Source organism: Microcystis sp. LE18-22.4A (assembly GCF_027531105.1).
Classification (GTDB): domain Bacteria; phylum Cyanobacteriota; class Cyanobacteriia; order Cyanobacteriales; family Microcystaceae; genus Microcystis; species Microcystis aeruginosa.
The window spans coordinates 12,651-30,165 of sequence record NZ_JAPZRB010000345.1 but is presented as its reverse complement, the minus strand read 5'-3'; the positions used below and the strand labels follow the sequence as shown (position 1 = coordinate 30,165).

15 protein-coding genes are annotated in these 17,515 nt (G+C 44.9%); 7 read left to right on the top strand and 8 right to left on the bottom strand.

The window, feature by feature from the left end:
• The first annotated feature begins 155 nt into the window (after positions 1–155).
• Positions 156–416 (top strand): DUF4411 family protein, encoded by a 261-nt coding sequence (locus tag O9295_RS15325; protein WP_502846507.1) that lies wholly within the window; start codon positions 156–158, stop codon positions 414–416.
• A gap of 62 nt (positions 417–478) precedes the next feature.
• Here the strand turns inward: O9295_RS15325 and O9295_RS15320 are convergent, their stop codons facing one another.
• From O9295_RS15320 to O9295_RS15305, 4 genes are all read right to left on the bottom strand, one after another.
• Entirely contained in the window at positions 479–1,150 is a 672-nt protein-coding gene (locus O9295_RS15320) for a riboflavin synthase (protein ID WP_288033686.1), read from the bottom strand.
• 15 nt (positions 1,151–1,165) lie between these two features.
• Positions 1,166–2,461 (bottom strand): glutamate-5-semialdehyde dehydrogenase, encoded by a 1,296-nt coding sequence (proA, locus tag O9295_RS15315; protein ID WP_288033683.1) that lies wholly within the window; start codon positions 2,459–2,461, stop codon positions 1,166–1,168.
• Positions 2,462–2,795: 334 nt separating this feature from the next.
• On the bottom strand, positions 2,796–3,968 hold the full coding sequence (gene dxr / locus O9295_RS15310; protein ID WP_288033681.1) for a 1-deoxy-D-xylulose-5-phosphate reductoisomerase: 1,173 nt from the start codon (positions 3,966–3,968) through the stop codon (positions 2,796–2,798).
• 484 nt (positions 3,969–4,452) lie between these two features.
• Entirely contained in the window at positions 4,453–5,286 is an 834-nt protein-coding gene (locus tag O9295_RS15305) for an acyl-CoA desaturase (RefSeq protein WP_002795871.1), read from the bottom strand.
• Positions 5,287–5,405: 119 nt separating this feature from the next.
• Here O9295_RS15305 and O9295_RS15300 point away from each other — a divergent pair, with 119 nt between their 5' ends.
• The 3 genes from O9295_RS15300 to O9295_RS15290 all read left to right on the top strand — a co-directional run bounded on the left by O9295_RS15300 (position 5,406) and on the right by O9295_RS15290 (position 9,577).
• Positions 5,406–6,629, top strand: coding sequence for a methionine gamma-lyase family protein (locus O9295_RS15300; protein WP_288033678.1), 1,224 nt, complete (start codon positions 5,406–5,408; stop codon positions 6,627–6,629).
• A gap of 447 nt (positions 6,630–7,076) precedes the next feature.
• Entirely contained in the window at positions 7,077–7,892 is an 816-nt protein-coding gene (locus tag O9295_RS15295) for a prohibitin family protein (protein ID WP_147070431.1), read from the top strand.
• A 434-nt stretch (positions 7,893–8,326) separates the two neighbouring features.
• Entirely contained in the window at positions 8,327–9,577 is a 1,251-nt protein-coding gene (locus O9295_RS15290) for a vWA domain-containing protein (RefSeq protein WP_288033674.1), read from the top strand.
• A 5-nt stretch (positions 9,578–9,582) separates the two neighbouring features.
• Here the strand turns inward: O9295_RS15290 and O9295_RS15285 are convergent, their stop codons facing one another.
• The 3 genes from O9295_RS15285 to O9295_RS15275 are packed head-to-tail and all read right to left on the bottom strand — an operon-like array spanning position 9,583 to position 11,418.
• Complete coding sequence (locus O9295_RS15285) at positions 9,583–9,747, bottom strand: hypothetical protein (protein WP_288033673.1); 165 nt, start codon at positions 9,745–9,747, stop codon at positions 9,583–9,585.
• Positions 9,740–10,177, bottom strand: a complete 438-nt coding sequence (gene ruvX, locus O9295_RS15280; protein WP_012267477.1) for a Holliday junction resolvase RuvX — start codon at positions 10,175–10,177, stop codon at positions 9,740–9,742. Before ruvX ends, O9295_RS15285 begins: the two co-directional genes overlap by 8 nt.
• Positions 10,177–11,418 (bottom strand): GNAT family N-acetyltransferase, encoded by a 1,242-nt coding sequence (locus O9295_RS15275; RefSeq protein ID WP_288033671.1) that lies wholly within the window; start codon positions 11,416–11,418, stop codon positions 10,177–10,179. Before O9295_RS15275 ends, ruvX begins: the two co-directional genes overlap by 1 nt.
• A gap of 212 nt (positions 11,419–11,630) precedes the next feature.
• Here O9295_RS15275 and O9295_RS15270 point away from each other — a divergent pair, with 212 nt between their 5' ends.
• Both O9295_RS15270 and O9295_RS15265 read left to right on the top strand, forming a co-directional pair.
• The gene (locus O9295_RS15270) at positions 11,631–12,137 is read left to right on the top strand and encodes a hypothetical protein (protein WP_002741066.1); all 507 of its coding nucleotides are present in this window, start codon (positions 11,631–11,633) and stop codon (positions 12,135–12,137) included.
• An 8-nt stretch (positions 12,138–12,145) separates the two neighbouring features.
• Positions 12,146–12,553 carry an MAPEG family protein gene (locus O9295_RS15265; RefSeq protein WP_149987325.1) on the top strand — a complete coding sequence of 136 codons (408 nt, stop codon included), beginning with the start codon at positions 12,146–12,148 and terminating at the stop codon, positions 12,551–12,553.
• Between the two features lie 70 nt (positions 12,554–12,623).
• On the opposite strand, the gene O9295_RS15260 is transcribed toward O9295_RS15265, so the two are convergent.
• Complete coding sequence (locus O9295_RS15260; RefSeq protein ID WP_147072769.1) at positions 12,624–13,664, bottom strand: adenosine deaminase; 1,041 nt, start codon at positions 13,662–13,664, stop codon at positions 12,624–12,626.
• 507 nt (positions 13,665–14,171) lie between these two features.
• On the opposite strand from O9295_RS15260, the gene carB reads away from it, so the two are divergent.
• A complete protein-coding gene (carB, locus tag O9295_RS15255) occupies positions 14,172–17,417 on the top strand; it encodes a carbamoyl-phosphate synthase large subunit (protein WP_288033666.1) in 3,246 nt (1,081 codons plus the stop codon).
• Positions 17,418–17,515: the final 98 nt, after the last annotated feature.

The following is a 17,515-nucleotide window of genomic DNA, read 5'->3' as shown; positions in this document are numbered from 1 at the left end:
AGTCAGGAGTTTCGGGCTTTGTTGCCATTGTTTTTTGTACCAAGCCATGTACTACAAGAAGGATAATGCAAGGTTTTTGAAAGTCCCAATCCTATTTTCTTGCACTAACATCGGACTTTAACAGGTCAAAAGCCTTATTTTCAAAGGGTTTTACCATTATTCAGCAAGCCCTATTTATTCCTGAAATTGTTTCTATAAGAAACTTTAAGGATTTAGTGAGTCAAAAAGCAAGATTACAAGGAAAGCCAGTGGCAGACCCATTTATTATTGCCTGTGCCAAGATAAAAGACGGTTGCGTAATTACCGAAGAAGCCTTGAAGCCTAATGCTCCCAAAATCCCCACAGTCTGTCAACACTTTTCTATCGATTGTACCAATGTTCAGGGTTTAATGGAGCGAGAAGGTTGGCAATTTTAAAACTAAAATTAATGGATAAATTGCCAATAAATTTATATGTTGAAAAGGCTTTTTCTGGAAAACTAATAACCATGTTCAGCCAGAAATTCTAGGCTAATCTCGCTAGGAGCATGATAAGAGCGCATTCCTAGCAATTTTTCCACATATTTGCCTAAAATATCCCCTTCTAGATTCACCCAATCGCCTAATTTTAAATGGGAAAGATTGGTTTCGGCGTAGGTGTGGGGGATGACAGCCACTTTAAACCAGCTGCCGGAGGCATCGCAATCGGCCACGGTTAAACTAATGCCATTAACAGCTATACTGCCCTTACCGACGATATAACGAGCTATGTAGTTATTCCACTGCTCTTCTAGGGAACTAGGGGCAGCAAAGGTCATTTCCCACGAATTAGCCACGATTATCGATTCGACTAAACAGCCAATACCGTCCACATGACCGGTGACAAAATGACCACCGATTTTACTACCCACCCGCAAAGAGGTTTCTAGGTTAACGTTGGTTTCTGTTTTAATCCTTCGTCCCAAAGTAGTGCGCTGTAGGGTTTCCGGGGAAGCGGTGGCCAGAAAACCCTCTGGGAGAATTTCCTCGACTGTCAAACAAACCCCATCCACAGCCACACTATCACCAATCATTAAATCTCGGATAATTGTATCAGAGGATACAGACAAATATAGTCTATCGGTATCCACGACCCGAATCGTTGCCAAGGCTTGAATTAATCCTGTAAACATCGGCTTTTTTCTCGACTATAAATCCTTATGAGTGAAAGATTGGGCATTTTCCCCAGAATAATCGGCGACAATATGACCATCTCCCACTAATTGGTATTTGTAGGTCACTAATCCCTCTAATCCCACCGGACCACGGGGAGGCATTTTTTGGGTACTGATACCCACTTCGGCCCCGAAACCGTAACGGAAACCATCGGCAAATCGGGTGGAACAATTATGAAAAACTCCGGCGGCATCGACTCGATCGCTAAAGGTTTTGGCCGTGTTAAAATTTTCGCTGACAATGCCTTCCGTGTGTCGAGAACCGTAATAATTAATATGTTCGATCGCTGATTCCAGACTATCGACAATTTTAATTGACAGAATTAAATCACTATATTCGGTTTGCCAGTCCTGTTCTGTGGCCGATGGTACGTTAATCATCTGACGAGTTGCTTCATCTCCCAATAATTTAACCTTTTTTTCCTCTAATGCTTGTGCCACTGCGGGTAAAAATTGTCTAGCGATGTCTTGATGAACCAATAAAGTTTCAATGGTATTACAAGCGGCAGGATATTGGGTTTTGCCATCGACGGTAATTCTAATTGCTTTGCTTAAATCGGCTTCTTTGTCGATGTAGAGATGACAGATACCATCGGCATGACCGAGGACAGGAATGCGGGTATTATTTTGGATATAACGCACAAATTCGTTAGAACCTCTAGGAATTATTAAATCGATGTATTGATCAAGTTTTAAGAGTTCCTGAATTTCTTCTCGTGTTGTTAATAATCGTACTGCTGCTGGATTAACTTTAGTTTGACTCAATGCCTGATGAATAATTGTTACTAAAGCTTGACAAGAACGGATCGCTTCTTTCCCCCCTTTTAAAATAACGCCATTACCAGATTTAATCGCTAAACTGGTAATTTGAATTAAAGCATCGGGACGAGCTTCAAAAATAACGCCTAAAACCCCTAAAGGACAGGTTATTCTCCGCAGAATTAAACCTTGATCTAATTCCCGATTAATTTGCATCGTAGCTAAAGGATCTGCTAATTTAGCCACATCTCGCACCCCGGCAATAGCGGCTTTTAATTTGCTGGGACTTAACTCTAATCGCGCACATAAAGCTGGGGATAATTCCATCGCCTTGGCTGTTTGAACATCGGCGATATTCGCTTCTAGTATCTGATCAGCATTGGCAGTTAAAGCCTCAGCAATAGCCTCTAAAGCTTCATTCCTTTCTTCGTTAGTCAGGATAGCCAGTTGACGACTCGCTTGACGGGTTTCTCTGGCGATTTCGGGGAGGGATAGAGAAGTTGTAACCATAGAAAATTAAAAGTAATAACCGCTATCTTGTTTATTTTATCTTATTTTTGATCAAGTTTCAGGGTCATTACACCTCATTGTAAAAATCAAAAATTGTTGTTAGGGTTAGGAGTCAGTAGTCAGGAGAATTAAGAATGAATAATAATCAATTAAATGGTCTATTTACGGATTTTAGGCAATTTAATCCTTATTTTTGCCGTTTTTGAACCCTCAAAAATTAATTAGGCAAGAGGTTTATTGAAGGTTATCTAGAAAAAATAGCCAAAATTAGTGATTTTTCTATCCTAGACCTGTAGAGACATTAGAGTTAACATCCCTACAGAATCTAGACTATCTAGACCAGATTGGCAATCAGACAGTTAGATACCTCTTGACGCGCCCAATTATCGGCGGCTAAAATGTCATCTAGGCTAGGGGTAGAAGTGTTATGAATTGCAAAGCGATCGCAAACTTTTTCGATCACCCGGGGAATATCTAAGAAGCTAATCTTTTCTTCTAAAAATAACGCTACCGCTTGTTCATTAGCCGCGTTTAATACTGCTGGCATTGCCCCACCTGCGCAGCCGGCTGCGTAGGCTAATCCCATACAGGGATATTTTTGATGATCGGGTTCTTTGAAAGTTAAACTGCCGGCTTTAACTAAATTCAAAGGTTCCCAATCGGTATAAATTCTTTCGGGCCAAGACAAGGCATATAACAGGGGTAAACGCATATCTGGCCAGCCTAATTGAGCTAAAACCGATGTATCCTGTAACTCAATTAAAGAGTGAATAATACTTTGAGGATGAATAACAATATCGATCGCATTATAATCGACACCAAATAAATAATGAGCTTCGATAACTTCTAGACCTTTATTCATTAAAGTAGCCGAATCGATGGTGATTTTTCTGCCCATAGACCAGTTGGGATGTTTGAGGGCATCAGCTACGGTTACTTGCGGCAATTTTTCCACGGGTAAATCGCGAAAAGCACCCCCAGAAGCAGTGAGAATAATCTTTTTTAATCCCCCGGTGGGAACTCCCTGTAAACATTGAAAAATAGCTGAATGTTCCGAATCAGCAGGTAATAATTTAACTCCGTGTTTTTCCACTAAAGGCAGCACCACCGGACCGCCAGCAATCAGGGTTTCTTTATTAGCGAGGGCGATATCTTTACCAGCAGTAATAGCGGCAATCGTCGGCAGCAATCCCGCACAACCAACAATTCCCGTGACGACGCTTTCGGAATCGCCATAACGGGCCACTTCGATTACTCCTTCCTTTCCTGCTAGGATAATCGGGGTATAGTCAAGGTCGGAAATTAGGCTTTTTAGGTCTTCTAGTTGACTTTCGTTGTTAATCGCCACGATTTGCGGGCGAAATTGCCAAATTTGCTCCGATAGTAGTTGAATATTATTACCCGTGGCTAATCCCACCACTTGAAACTTATCGGGATGATCGGTGACAATATCGAGAGTTTGAGTACCGATCGAGCCTGTAGAGCCTAAAATCGAGATTTTTTTCATTAGAAACTTAATATAATTTGGGGATTAGCTTTAAATATACGTTCTCTGGGGTCTTTCTGGCACATCAGAGTAAATATTAAATATTTGTTAAAAAAGTTGCTAGTTTGACTTTTTTGTGCTATGGGTTAGAAAGAGTCAGCGATAGAGATGGTGACAGAGAAGAAATCGAATAGAACGGCCAATGGATTAGGCTGTCTAGCGGGGGGTCTGGTTTTTTGCCTCTTATTTCCCCTGTGTGTTTTCTTTTTTGTTTGGTTATCCTTCGCTCTTGGGATGAGTTGCGCTCTCCCCAGTCAATGTTCGGCAGCAGCAGCATTCATGAAAGGGATTCTGTCCTTAATTCTTTTTTTTGGGGGAGGATTCGCCGTACCTATATTCCTCAGTTGTGCCGTGGGAAAAGCCGTCAGATTTGGGTTAAGTCGCCGAAAAAATAACCGAACTTAAACTTAAGTTCGGCTAGATTTAATTTAACAACTGGATAAAACTAACTTTCTGTCGCCGTTGCCGTGGTGGGAGGCAACTTAATATTAGTAGCTAATCCCAGAATTTGCAGCAGACGAATGGTCATCCAAGTCAGGTCAACCTCCCACCATTGTAGGCCATGACGGGCAGAATACTGATAGGCATGGTGATTATTGTGCCAACCTTCACCAAAAGTTAAGAGAGCAACCCACCAACAATTTTTAGAATTATCGTGGGATTCATGGCTAACATAACCAAATTTGTGGGTGGCGCTATTGACAAACCAAGTGGAGTGGAAAACTAAGACCAAGCGAACAAAAATTCCCCAAATTACAAACGGCCAACCGCCCATAGCATAGAGAATTAAGCCTAAAACAATTTGGATAGGAACAAAATAATTTTGACAGAATTTATAGAAAGGATCGTCGGCGATATCTTGGGTAAAACGAGCGATTTCTTCGTCGGCAGGAATTTCGTGCAGCATCCAACCCATGTGACTCCACCAAAAACCTTTATTAGAATCGTGGGGATCGGGAGCAGTATCAGAATATTTATGATGAATACGATGTAAACCTATCCATGCGATCGCACCCCCCTGACAAGCGAGGGTCCCGCAGAAAACCAGAAAGTATTCTAGCCATTTGGGAGTCTTAAAACTCCGATGGGAGACCAGACGATGAAAACCGAGGGTAATTCCTAAACCCCCGGTAATCCAATAGAGAATCAATGTCACTCCCACTGCACCCCAGCTAAAATTGCTAGGCAAGAAGGCTAAAAGAGCCACTAAGTGGATAAAAGCCATGTAGATGAGAGTCACCCAGTCAATGGGAAGTTTTTCGGAAGTCGCAACAGTCATTGAATAACCCAAAGGGAAACAACAGGAGACAGAGCATCATTGTCTTATCTGTCTCGATTTGACACAGGGGGAACTTTGACGCTTAATAAATAGTAACAAATATCACAGTCTATTGTTTGATGGATATCCCCCCTCTACTCCACAGGGCAGAAAAGGCCTTACTGCCCATTTTTTCGGAAATTGACGCACAGGTCAAGGAAAATCTCCGTCAAGTCCTCTGCGCTTTCCGTGCAAACCGCGTCGGGGTGCATCATTTTGCCAGTGTTAGTGGTTATGGTCATGATGACTTGGGACGGGATACTTTAGATCAAGTGTTCGCCCAAGCCCTGGGGGCCGAAAAGGCAGCGGTGCGGGTACAATTTGTTTCAGGAACCCATGCGATCGCCTGTGCCTTGTATGGGGTTCTTCGACCGGGGGATGAGATGTTAGCGGTAGCCGGTGCGCCCTACGATACCCTAGAGGAAGTAATTGGGATTAGGGGCAGTGGTCAAGGCTCTTTAAAGGATTTTGGCGTTAGTTATCGGCAATTAGAGCTAGATTCTACCGGTGCGATCGATTGGTTGGCTTTGGAAACAGCAGTTAAACCCCAAACTCGTTTAGTGCATATTCAAAGATCCTGCGGTTATTCCTGGCGATCGAGTTTGTCTATTGACGAAATCGAGAGAATTGTCCGTATAGTTAAACAACAAAACCCGAATACGGTCTGTTTTGTCGATAATTGCTATGGAGAATTTATCAACACCCAAGAACCCACCGACGTGGGGGCAGATCTGATGGCCGGTTCTCTAATTAAAAATCCCGGAGGTACAATCGTCACGGCCGGGGGATACATAGCAGGTAAAGCGGAATTAGTGGAAATGGCCTGCTATCGTCTGACAGCACCGGGGATCGGTAGGGAGGGAGGGGCAACTTTTGACCAAAATCGTCTCCTTTATCAGGGATTGTTTCTAGCACCGCAAATGGTGGGAGAAGCGATGAAAGGCAGTCATTTAATCGCCTATGTGGGCGATAAGTTGGGTTATCCAGTCAATCCTGCTCCTTTTGTGCCTCGACGCGATATTATTCAAGCGATTAAACTCGGTTCTCCCGATAAGCTGATCGCCTTCTGTAAAACCATTCAAGCCTATTCTCCCATCGGTTCCTACTTGGACCCCATTCCTGCCCAAATGCCGGGCTATGAGAGCCAAGTAGTGATGGCTGGTGGCACGTTTATCGATGGCAGCACCTCGGAATTCTCCGCCGATGGACCCCTACGGGAACCCTATATCGTTTTTTGTCAGGGGGGAACCCATTGGACCCATATTTCCCTGGCCCTAGAACAAGCGATCGCAGCTTTATCTTGAATGGTTCCTCTCACCTTCCTTCTCTCCCCTAGTTAAATTCCTAACTTCCTGTCTTTGTGGTTAACAAAAAGTAAAACGTAGTGGACTGTTTCAACTAAAATAGGGCAATAGATTTCGGCTTAAAATCTTAGATTATAGAATTTATAGCATTTTTCTAATACACCAAATTAGCTGAAACAATCCAGTAGGGTGCGTTAGACGGCCAAAATTGCTGCTGTGACTGGAAGGTAACAATCCCTCGTAACGCACCACCTATCATCGACTGTGATTGTGTGATGGACTATGATTGAAGTAACGCACCACCTATCATCAACTAAGTAGCCAATTACAATTAAAGATAAAATACAAAGAACCAGAAGCTTGTCCCACTATCTAAAAATTAATTGAGATTACTTACTTATAATAACAGTGGTACGATAAAACCGATCAAATATCTAAGGAGTTGTCATGAATTACAATCGCAATATAATACCATTAATGGCGGGGGGAATTTTAATATTAGCTTTTACTACCATACTGCGCCCTTTTGCCGTTATTGATACTGGCGAACGCGGCGTTGTCATGTACTTTGGCAAAGTGCAAAAACAAATCCTCGATGAAGGAATTCATCCCGTTATACCGATTGTCACCAAGATCAAGCCCATCAACGTTCGAGTCCAAACAACGGAAGTAAAGGCAAAAGGCTCTTCCAAAGATTTGCAAGATGTGGAAACAACTATTATCGTTAACTGGCACATCGACCCCGACAAAGTCAATCAGATTTATCAACAAGTTGGGGATATCAATGAGATTGTCTCTGGTATTATCAACCCAGCAGTATCGGAAATTGTCAAAGCGGCAACAGCACAACGTCCCGTACAAAATATCTTGCAAGAGCGAGGAGAACTCAAGCGTGAAATTGACAATTCCCTCGCCGAAAGACTGAGACGTTATGGGATAATTATCAATGATGTATCTCTCGTTAATTTTGGTTTTTCTGAAGAGTTTAACGCAGCGATTGAAGCCAAACAAGTAGCGGAACAAAAGGCACAAGAAGCTGCTTTTCGCGCACAACAAGCAGCACAGGAAGCGAAAGCGGAAATCAACCGCGCGAAGGGACAGGCAGAAGCTCAAAAACTATTGCGCCAAAACCTAACAGCAGAAATTTTACAACAACGAGCAATCGAAAAGTGGGATGGACGTTTTCCTGTCGTCATGACTGGTTCAGGCTCCCTTCCCCTGATCAACATCGATTCCAATTTGTTATCATCTCAAAAAAAGTAAATAACTTTAGTTCGCATTAAAGAGATTTTACCATGACTTCCACGAAAGAATAAGTCCGACCGGCTACGGTAAAATTTCCCACAAGAACTGCTGGGGCCGCATCTTAACTTTGTAGAAATATCGACAATCGGGAATTATCAGTGACTCTTAAATTATTAAGTAGTCATGCAAAATAAATTTCCTAGTGAAGATAGGCAAGAGGCAAGAGGCAAGAGGCAAGAGGCAAGAGGCAAAAGCTTTATCGAAATGTATAATTAATTTTGCTTAGGTACTTACCAATATATGAACAACCGCAGGTGTGCATCGTAGATTGACAAAAATGAGATGCACCCAATGCTCGAACTTGTCTAACTCGATGCCAGACGGGAAAATAAGCACAAATTTAACTATACTCATTACAATATAAATATCAACGACCACGATAAAAAACTCTTATGCGGGTAACTCTAAAATCGGCCTTGAGTGACAGTCATATCGATGCTAATCAAAACAGCAGTCAACGTCAACTGATGCTATCGATCGCCGCCACCAGTGAACAGATCAACACAAATTTACCGATTAATCTTTGTTTAGTTCTCGATCATAGCGGTTCTATGCAGGGAAAACCCCTAGAAACGGTCAAAAAAGCGGCCTTCAGTTTAATAGAATCCCTCGGAGTTAATGATCGTCTCTCGGTAATAGCTTTCGATCATCGCGCCAAAGTTATTCTTCCCTCCCAATCGCGAGAGGATGATCTGACCTTAATTCGCTCAAAAATTCAACAATTACAAGCGGGAGGAGGTACGGCGATCGATGAAGGGATAAAATTAGGTATTCAAGAAAGTTCTACCGGCAGCAAAGGTTATGTGTCTCATATTTTTCTGCTTACCGATGGTGAAAATGAACACGGAAATAATCAACGCTGTTTAAAATTAGCCGAAGTGGCGGCCGAGTACGGTATCACCTTAAATACCTTCGGTTTTGGCGATCATTGGAATCAAGATATCCTAGAAAAAATTGCCGATATCGCCGGCGGAAGTTTATCCTATATCGAAAGACCCGAACAGGCTTTAATTGAATTTACTCGTCTGTTTAACCGTCTGCAATCTGTGCGGTTAACTAACGCTTTCCTGCAATTAGAATTAGATTCCAGGACTCATTTAGCGGAGTTAAAACCCATTGCCCAAGTTGCTCCAGAAACTATAGAAATGAGCCTACAAAAAGAGGGCAATTTTTACATCACCCGTTTGGGTGATTTAATGATAGATGAAGAAAAAATTCTCCTCCTCAATCTCTATATTGACCAAATTCCCCCCGGTACTCACACCATAGCTAAGGTGAAGATTCGCTACGATGATCCCGCTTCCGGTCAAAAAGGACTAGAAACTGCGACTGTTAGCCTTAATATCGCCTCCCAAGCTATCTATCAATCCCAATTAAACGAGCAAGTTCAGAAATCGACTCTGACTTTAGCCAAATATCGTCAAACCCAAATCGCTGAAGAAAAATTAAAACAGGGCGATCGAGCAGCCGCCGCCACCATGCTACAAACCGCAGCCAAAACCGCTCTACAGTTGGGAGAAAAAAACGCCGCCACTGTCCTCCAAACTAATGCCACCCGTTTACAGGTGGGAGAAGAATTGAGCGAGGGAGATTTAAAGAAAACCCGCATTATTGCTAAAACAAGACTACAAACCGATGAATAAACCAATCATTGGCATAAAATCCCGATTCCTAGCCAAGCAATAATCCCCCCGAAAATCGCCCGCAAGTTAATCCGATCCCCCATCATGGCAGCGATCGGTAAGACAAATATTCGAGAGTTTTTAGTCGAGGCTTTGGCTACCAGTTCCCTTGCCGTCAACTCCTCAAACAACAGTATTAACTCGCCGTCGGCGATCGAGCCATTGTTGTAAAATAATCGCCGCCGCTTCCCGATCGATCGCTCCCTTATCCCAAGAGGAAAACTGTTTTTTGGCTTTTAAGAATTCTTCCGCCTCTAGGGACGTGCAACGCTCATCAATGTATTCGAGGGGCAAATCTAAGGCGATCGCTAGTTTCTGGGCGTATTTTTGCACCTGTTGGGCCTGAAATCCTAGTTCTCCGGCCATGGTATAGGGCAGTCCCGCCACCAAAATCTTAATATTTCTTTCCTTGACAATCGCCTCAAACTGTGGTATATCGGCAACAAAGGAAGAACGGATAATCGTGGTTAAACCGGTGGCGATTAAACCAGTGCCGTCACATCCTGCCACTCCTACCCGTTTTTTGCCGATATCTAAGCCGAGGGCGGCGACTCTTTCCATCACACTGGATGCCCCTGATCGGGGGGTTCCGAGGGCGGTTTGACCGGGGGAAGTTCCCCCGGACTGTCGAGGGGGTCCAGGGGGGGATTATTAGGCCATTTTAACCAAGACATCCGACTAGGGATGGGAGTTCGCGGCACCGGTTGTAAACCCTGCAGCATTTCTGCCAGGGCGGAATTTTCCGGCTTAGTTTCGCGGATTTTGTGCCATACCGAGCGCGACATCATCAGGGTGTGGGAACTGCGGATCGCTCCCAATTGTTCCAGATATTCCCGTCTTTCGTGCTGATAATCGGCAGATATCAACTCTAGCGAGCGAGGGGGATACTTGCGAGTGATCTGGGCCATCTGGATTAATAACTTAGGATAGAGCCAAGTGTAGGCGGGATGGACAATTAATTTCGCTTGATGGGGTCGCTCATCCCGATTAGATAGAATTAATTCAAAATAACCGATCGCCGCTTTTCGTTGCGGTTCAAAAACGTAACCGCGACTAATTTGCGGACTGCCGCACCAACTTTGACAGCGATAGAGCAAACTATCAACTAAACTGATTTTAAAATCCTGGATATGGCGATCAAATACCTGACGCAGTAGCGGCGGCATAGACACACAATCTAACTGATAAAGCAATTGAGCGTCAGCATTGCTCACGGGCAGTAAATTCGGTAAATCTGGCTCTTGTTTCGCCAATTCCTGTAATAATTGCGGCGGTAAAGACCAATAGGTTAATTCCGCCAAAGGCTGAAAACCGTGTTGCCGGAAAAGTGCCAAACTGTCCTTTTGATTGATATTAACCTCTAACACCCAGGTGCGCGCTTCCCAAACCGTTTCTAGACAATAACGCAGTAATTGCGCCCCGATGCCCTTGGGTTCGCTTAAAGACTCCGCCGGATGCACCCGCACCTGTTCCACCCGCCAAGTGCTGCGACTACTATTAAAAGGGGTGACTTGGATTGCCCCGCGAATTTTCCCTTCTTCTCCCCGATTGGCCATGGACTCAGCCACATAGACATGAAAACGGTGTTGGAGAGGATTGGGAAAAAAACTGAGAATTTTAAATAACCCAAACCAAGGCCGCACCTGCTGCACCTGGGTGCGGAAATTTTGGGCGCGACGATCAATATCCTCATCGAAGTCATCCAGGGTTAAAGCTTCAATGTCTTCCAAATCCCGATACTGTACGGGACGGATCTGGCGATCGCTAAAATCGTCCCCTTGGGGAACAGGAGAAGTGGTCATGGCTCTGGGGTAAATATCGTCTATGCACCTATCTTACCGCAGAATCTAGAGGCACTTCCCCACCAATAACAATTTCTGGGGGATCATAGGGGACCACCACCGAAAGAACACCTCGATCGGTAGCTGGGGTTTTTTGGGCCAAATTTCCGATTATGACAATTCGATGCTACAATAACGGACGGTTAATCAGTCCGAATTTGCAGTAAAAGTCTTTGAGTCAATCTGTAGATACCACTAACACCCTAGACACTCTAGCTCAAGAACTAGCCGCCATTCAGCAGACCGGTTCTAAGCGCGTCGCTTTATTGGGTTCCCGTCACGTTCCCATCACGCACCAGCAATTGATCGAAATGATGGCCTATGCCCTCGTGCTGGCGGGCAATCGGATTATGACCTCCGGGGCGACGGGAACCAATTCCGCCGTCATTAAGGGGGCAATGCGGGCAGATCCTAATCTGTTAACCGTGATCTTACCCCAAAGTCTCGATCGCCAGCCCCTGGAATCCCAAGAACAACTCCAGCAGGTTATCCATCTGGTGGAATGTCCCGAAAATGACCATCTATCCCTAGGGGAAGCCAGCAGCCTCTGTAATCGCGAGATTATCAATCGTTGTCAACAGTTAATCTGTTTTGCTTTCCACGACAGTCAAACCCTTTTGCAAACCTGCGCGGAAGCGGAAGATCAACGCAAGCTAGTTACCCTATTTTATTTTGACTAAATTCAGCGATGAATCTCTCCGTCAGTGCCATTCTTCTCTATTCGATAGTGGCTGCCGCTATCTCTGTCTATCTACCTTTTCTGCTGGTGGCTTACGCTAGAGCTAAGGTGGGTTACAATACCTCCGCTCCCCGGGCCATGTTCGACCAACTCCCAGACTACGCTAAACGAGCAACTTGGGCCCATCAAAATGGTTTTGAAACCTTTATGATCTATAGTGCCGCCGCTCTCATGGCCTACGTTACAGGAGTCTCCTCCTCCCTGGCCGCTACCTGTGCGATCGCTTTCGTGATCCTCCGGCTTTTATTTTCCCTTTTTTATATCACTAATGTCCCGATCGCTCGTTCCCTGATGTTCGGTCTCGGCTCTCTCTGTACCTATACTCTCTTTGGGTTGAGTTTAATCAAGATTCAGTAGTTCGGGGGGGCAAAAACCCCGATGGGAAATCGGGTTAGAAGTTGCTTAACCCGAACTAAAGTTAATTCTGTTACTGATAAACCGGTAATTTGGGATTATCCACTGATAACAAACCAGTTAAAAGTGAGGCGGGTTTTTGACTGTAGGGCCAGGCAAAAGCATGACGAAAAGCCGCATCTTGACAAGCTTGTAATTGTCGAAAATCGATCACATCTAGGGTGAGTAAATTTTCGTACTCGAAGGGCAGCCGGACATTGTGTAAACCGGCATTATCGGTACAGATAGCAATATCAACCCCCGCTTCAAAACAGCGATCAAAGACTATCTTTAATTGCGATAAACTTTCGAGGGTGCCAGTTTTTAAATAGGTGGTGGGACAGACTTCTAAACATTGATGACGACGGGCAACTTCCGGCAGCAATTCCGGATATTGTAGGGGAATTTGAATACCGTGACCAATTCTTTGCAGATAGGGCAGTAATTGGGGATAACAACCGTCCTTTGTTTCGTAAAGATGGCCGGTGGTATTTAAACCCTCTTCCCTGGCATAACTGTATAAACCAGCAAATTCCTCTAGTCGAGTTTGGTAGTGGGAATCACCCCCAGCAATATCGATCGCACAGACGTATTCTTTCATCTCTAGGGCCAGATCAACGATCGCTTTGTTGACTTGGGAGGGAAGTCGCGAGTGCATACAGAGAATTTGACTGGTAATAATCGGATATTCGCTCATTTTCGAGGCTTGACCGACGATCTCGACAATCGAGCGCATTTGCTCGATTCGCTCTGTTTGGTTCAAATGTTCGTCGGTGCGATAGTAGGGAGTATAGCGCAATTCTAAATAGGCAAGATTCTCGAAGATGTAAGCGCCGCGAATCAGACGATAAATAAAATAGGGCAAAGTTTGGGCGGTTTGAACACTTTCGACTAGGGTATGTAATTCCAAATACTCATCTAAACTATTGCGTTCACGGGTGTAAAATTCCTCAAAAGCGGGGTATTCCTGGAATTTGGCCGCTAAATCCCGCTCATGTCTGTGAAAGTAGCGCCAGAGAATTCTCGGTACTACAGATCCCCCTAAATGCCGATGCAAATCTGCGTATAAAGCCACAACTCCGATGCTCCTTAGTCTCTCAAATGTTCCTTAAATATAACGAAGTTTTACAATTGTTTGACAATTGTTGCCAAATATTATCAGTACCTAGGGTTTGCTGAAAAAGTTTTTCGTGGGGGCAGGGTGTGGGGTGTAGGGTGTGGGGTGTAGGGTTTTACCGATTTTCATCTGGTCAATTACCTAATTTTCAGGGAAAAAGTACCTGAATTTTCCCCCCGCTCACTCCCTAAGCCGGTACTTTTGGATTGACAAAAAGTCTAAAAGTCTTATCCAGCAAGGTTTTTAGATTTATTCAGCCAGCCCTACCTATCTGGTGATCGGCTGGGTGTTGGGGAGCGGGGAGATAGTGAACAGTCGCTAGTGCAAGGCTCAGATCTGATCACCGATCACTGATTCAAGGCTGACAGCTAGAATAAGGTCATTAAACCTAAATAAAGCTTTAGGGAATAGAGGGGTGACAACATATACAATGATTGGGGTTTATCCTCAAGCAACCCTAAGCCTATGCCACGCCGTGATGACTTACAGAAAATCCTAATCTTGGGCGCTGGCCCGATTGTCATCGGACAAGCCTGTGAATTCGACTATTCGGGAACTCAAGCCTGTAAAGCCCTACGAGAAGAAGGTTATGAGGTAATTTTAGTCAATTCTAACCCCGCCTCGATCATGACCGATCCAGAAATGGCCGATCGCACCTACATTGAACCAATTCTGCCGGAAATTGTCGAGAAAATTATCGCCAAAGAACGTCCTGATGCGATTCTACCGACTATGGGCGGTCAAACTGCCCTCAATACCGCCGTAGCTTTGGCCAAAAGCGGCGTTTTAGAAAAATATAACGTGGAACTGATCGGGGCAAAACTTCCCGCTATTGAAAAAGCCGAAGATAGGGAACTATTCAAAAAAGCAATGGAGAAAATCGGTGTTCCCGTCTGTCCTTCGGGGATTGCCAACAATTTAGAAGAAGCAAAAGCGATCGCCCATCAGATCGGTTCCTATCCTCTCATTATCCGGCCGGCCTTCACTTTAGGAGGAACGGGGGGCGGTATTGCCTATAACCAAGAAGAATTTGAACCGATGGCCCAGTATGGTCTAGATTGTTCGCCTACATCGCAAATTCTCGTCGAAAAATCCCTAATTGGCTGGAAAGAATACGAATTAGAGGTCATGCGCGATCTAGCCGATAACGTGGTGATCATCTGTTCGATCGAAAACTTTGACCCGATGGGGGTCCATACCGGCGACTCGATTACGGTTGCGCCCGCCCAAACCCTGACCGATAAAGAATACCAACGCCTCCGGGACTATTCTAAGGCAATTATTCGGGAAATTGGCGTAGAAACCGGCGGCTCGAACATCCAATTCTCCGTTAATCCCACTAACGGCGACGTAATCGTGATTGAGATGAATCCCCGGGTATCGCGTTCTTCGGCCCTGGCATCGAAAGCCACGGGATTCCCGATCGCTAAATTTGCCGCTAAACTAGCAGTAGGCTACACTTTAGACGAAATTCCCAACGATATCACCAAAAAAACCCCGGCTTCCTTTGAACCGACTATCGATTACGTCGTCACCAAAATTCCTCGCTTTGCCTTCGAGAAATTCCCTGGCTCCCAACCGATTCTAACCACCCAGATGAAATCCGTCGGGGAAGCCATGGCTATCGGTCGAACTTTCCAAGAATCCTTTCAAAAAGCGCTTCGCTCCCTAGAAACGGGACGTTTTGGCTTTGGTTGCGATAAAGTCGAAACTCTCCCCCCTCTCTCGGAAGTCCGGGCCGGTTTGCGGACACCTAACCCCGAACGAGTTTATAGTATCTATCATGCTTTTAAATTGGGCATGAATGGGTCGGAAATCCACGAACTAACCGGGATTGATCCCTGGTTCCTCGATAAATTGGCCGATTTGATGGAAACCGAGAAGTTTCTCAAACGAACTCCCCTGAAAAGTCTCGGCAAAGAGGACCTATTCGCTATTAAACAACAGGGATTTAGCGATCGCCAAATCGCCTTCGCCACCAACACCAGCGAGGACGAAGTCAGAAGTTATCGCAAGGGTTTAGGTATTATTCCCGTTTATAAAATGGTGGATACCTGCGCGGCGGAATTTGAGGCCCTGACACCCTATTATTATTCCACCTACGAACAGGTAGAATCGGAAGTTTTACCCTCCGATCAACGCAAAGTGATGATCCTCGGTGGTGGTCCCAATCGCATCGGCCAGGGGATAGAATTTGACTACTGTTGTTGTCATGCCGCTTTTTCCCTCAGTCAAGCCGGTTTTGAGACGATTATGGTCAACTCTAACCCGGAAACTGTCTCCACCGATTACGATACCAGCGATCGCCTTTACTTTGAACCCCTGACCAAAGAGGATGTCTTAAATATCATCGAAGCGGAACAACCAGAGGGTTTAATTATTCAATTCGGTGGGCAAACTCCCTTAAAACTGGCGGTTCCCCTGCAAAAATATTTAGAATCGCCTAATTGTCCCGTAAATACCAAAATTTGGGGAACTTCACCCGATTCGATCGATGCCGCCGAAGATCGGGAACGTTTTGAAAAAATCCTCCGAGAATTAGATATCCGACAACCCCTCAACGGTATTGCCCGCAATTTCCAAGAATCCCAAGCAGTGGCTCAACGCATCGGTTATCCTGTAGTAGTACGTCCGTCCTATGTTTTGGGCGGTCGGGCGATGGAAATCGTCTATTCCGATAGCGAATTGGAACGCTATATGAAGTATGCGGTACAGATAGAACCGGATCACCCGATTTTAATCGATAAATTCCTCGAAAATGCCATCGAAGTGGATGTGGATGCCCTGTCAGATGCCACGGGAACAGTAGTTATCGGGGGATTAATGGAACATATCGAACAAGCGGGCGTACATTCGGGCGATTCTGCCTGTTCTATCCCCCATACGTCCCTGAGTGCCTCGGTTTTAACCACAATTCGACAATGGACGGTGGAACTAGCGAAAGCTTTAAAAGTAATCGGTTTGATGAATATCCAGTATGCGGTACAGGGGGAGACAGTTTATATCTTAGAAGCGAATCCCCGCGCTAGTCGTACTGTTCCCTACGTTTCCAAAGCAACGGGAGTTCCTCTGGCAAAAGTTGCCTCCCTCGTCATGTCGGGCAAAACCCTAGCAGAATTGGGTATCATCAGCGAAGCAATTCCCCGTCATATCGCCGTAAAAGAAGCGGTTTTACCCTTCCAGAAGTTCCCCGGTGCTGATACTCTCCTGGGACCAGAAATGCGTTCTACAGGCGAAGTAATGGGGATTGACAGCGATTTTGGCAAAGCTTTCGCTAAAGCGGAAATGGCCGCCGGCGTGATTTTAGCCACCAGTGGGACGGTTTTTGTCTCGATGAATGATCGCGATAAAACCCCCATGGTCCCCGTGGTTAAGGATCTGCAATCCCTCGGTTTTCGCGTCGTCGCCACTTCCGGAACTCGTAAAGTTTTGTTAGAAAACGGTTGCGAAAATATCGATTTAGTGCTAAAGATTCACGAAGGCCGTCCCGACGTTGTCGATTGGATCAAAAATGACTGGATTCAGTTTATTGTCAATACTCCCAGTGGTGAAGAATCCCAAAACGATGGTCGAAAAATTCGCCGTACTGCCCTCGATTATAAGTTACCAATTATCACCACTATCGCCGGGGCAAAAGCGACGGTAGCGGCCTTAAAATCCCTGCAATCCCAACCTTTAGAGGTGAAAGCTTTACAGGATTATCTCGCCTAATTTCAGTTATCAGTAATCAGTAATCAGTAATCAGTAATCAGTAATCAGTAATCAGTTATCAGTAATCAGTTATCAGTAATCAGTAATCAGTAATCAGT

Bases quoted from the DNA above. Each gene is read 5' to 3' on its own strand.
- O9295_RS15275 (WP_288033671.1), bottom strand. From the start codon at position 11,418: ATGACCACTTCTCCTGTTCCCCAAGGGGACGATTTTAGCGATCGCCAG.
- O9295_RS15265 (WP_149987325.1), top strand. From the start codon at position 12,146: ATGAATCTCTCCGTCAGTGCCATTCTTCTCTATTCGATAGTGGCTGCC.
- ruvX (WP_012267477.1), bottom strand. From the start codon at position 10,177: ATGGAAAGAGTCGCCGCCCTCGGCTTAGATATCGGCAAAAAACGGGTA.
- carB (WP_288033666.1), top strand. From the start codon at position 14,172: ATGCCACGCCGTGATGACTTACAGAAAATCCTAATCTTGGGCGCTGGC.
- O9295_RS15320 (WP_288033686.1), bottom strand. From the start codon at position 1,150: ATGTTTACAGGATTAATTCAAGCCTTGGCAACGATTCGGGTCGTGGAT.
- O9295_RS15300 (WP_288033678.1), top strand. From the start codon at position 5,406: ATGGATATCCCCCCTCTACTCCACAGGGCAGAAAAGGCCTTACTGCCC.
- O9295_RS15295 (WP_147070431.1), top strand. From the start codon at position 7,077: ATGAATTACAATCGCAATATAATACCATTAATGGCGGGGGGAATTTTA.
- O9295_RS15305 (WP_002795871.1), bottom strand. From the start codon at position 5,286: ATGACTGTTGCGACTTCCGAAAAACTTCCCATTGACTGGGTGACTCTC.
- proA (WP_288033683.1), bottom strand. From the start codon at position 2,461: ATGGTTACAACTTCTCTATCCCTCCCCGAAATCGCCAGAGAAACCCGT.
- O9295_RS15290 (WP_288033674.1), top strand. From the start codon at position 8,327: ATGCGGGTAACTCTAAAATCGGCCTTGAGTGACAGTCATATCGATGCT.
- dxr (WP_288033681.1), bottom strand. From the start codon at position 3,968: ATGAAAAAAATCTCGATTTTAGGCTCTACAGGCTCGATCGGTACTCAA.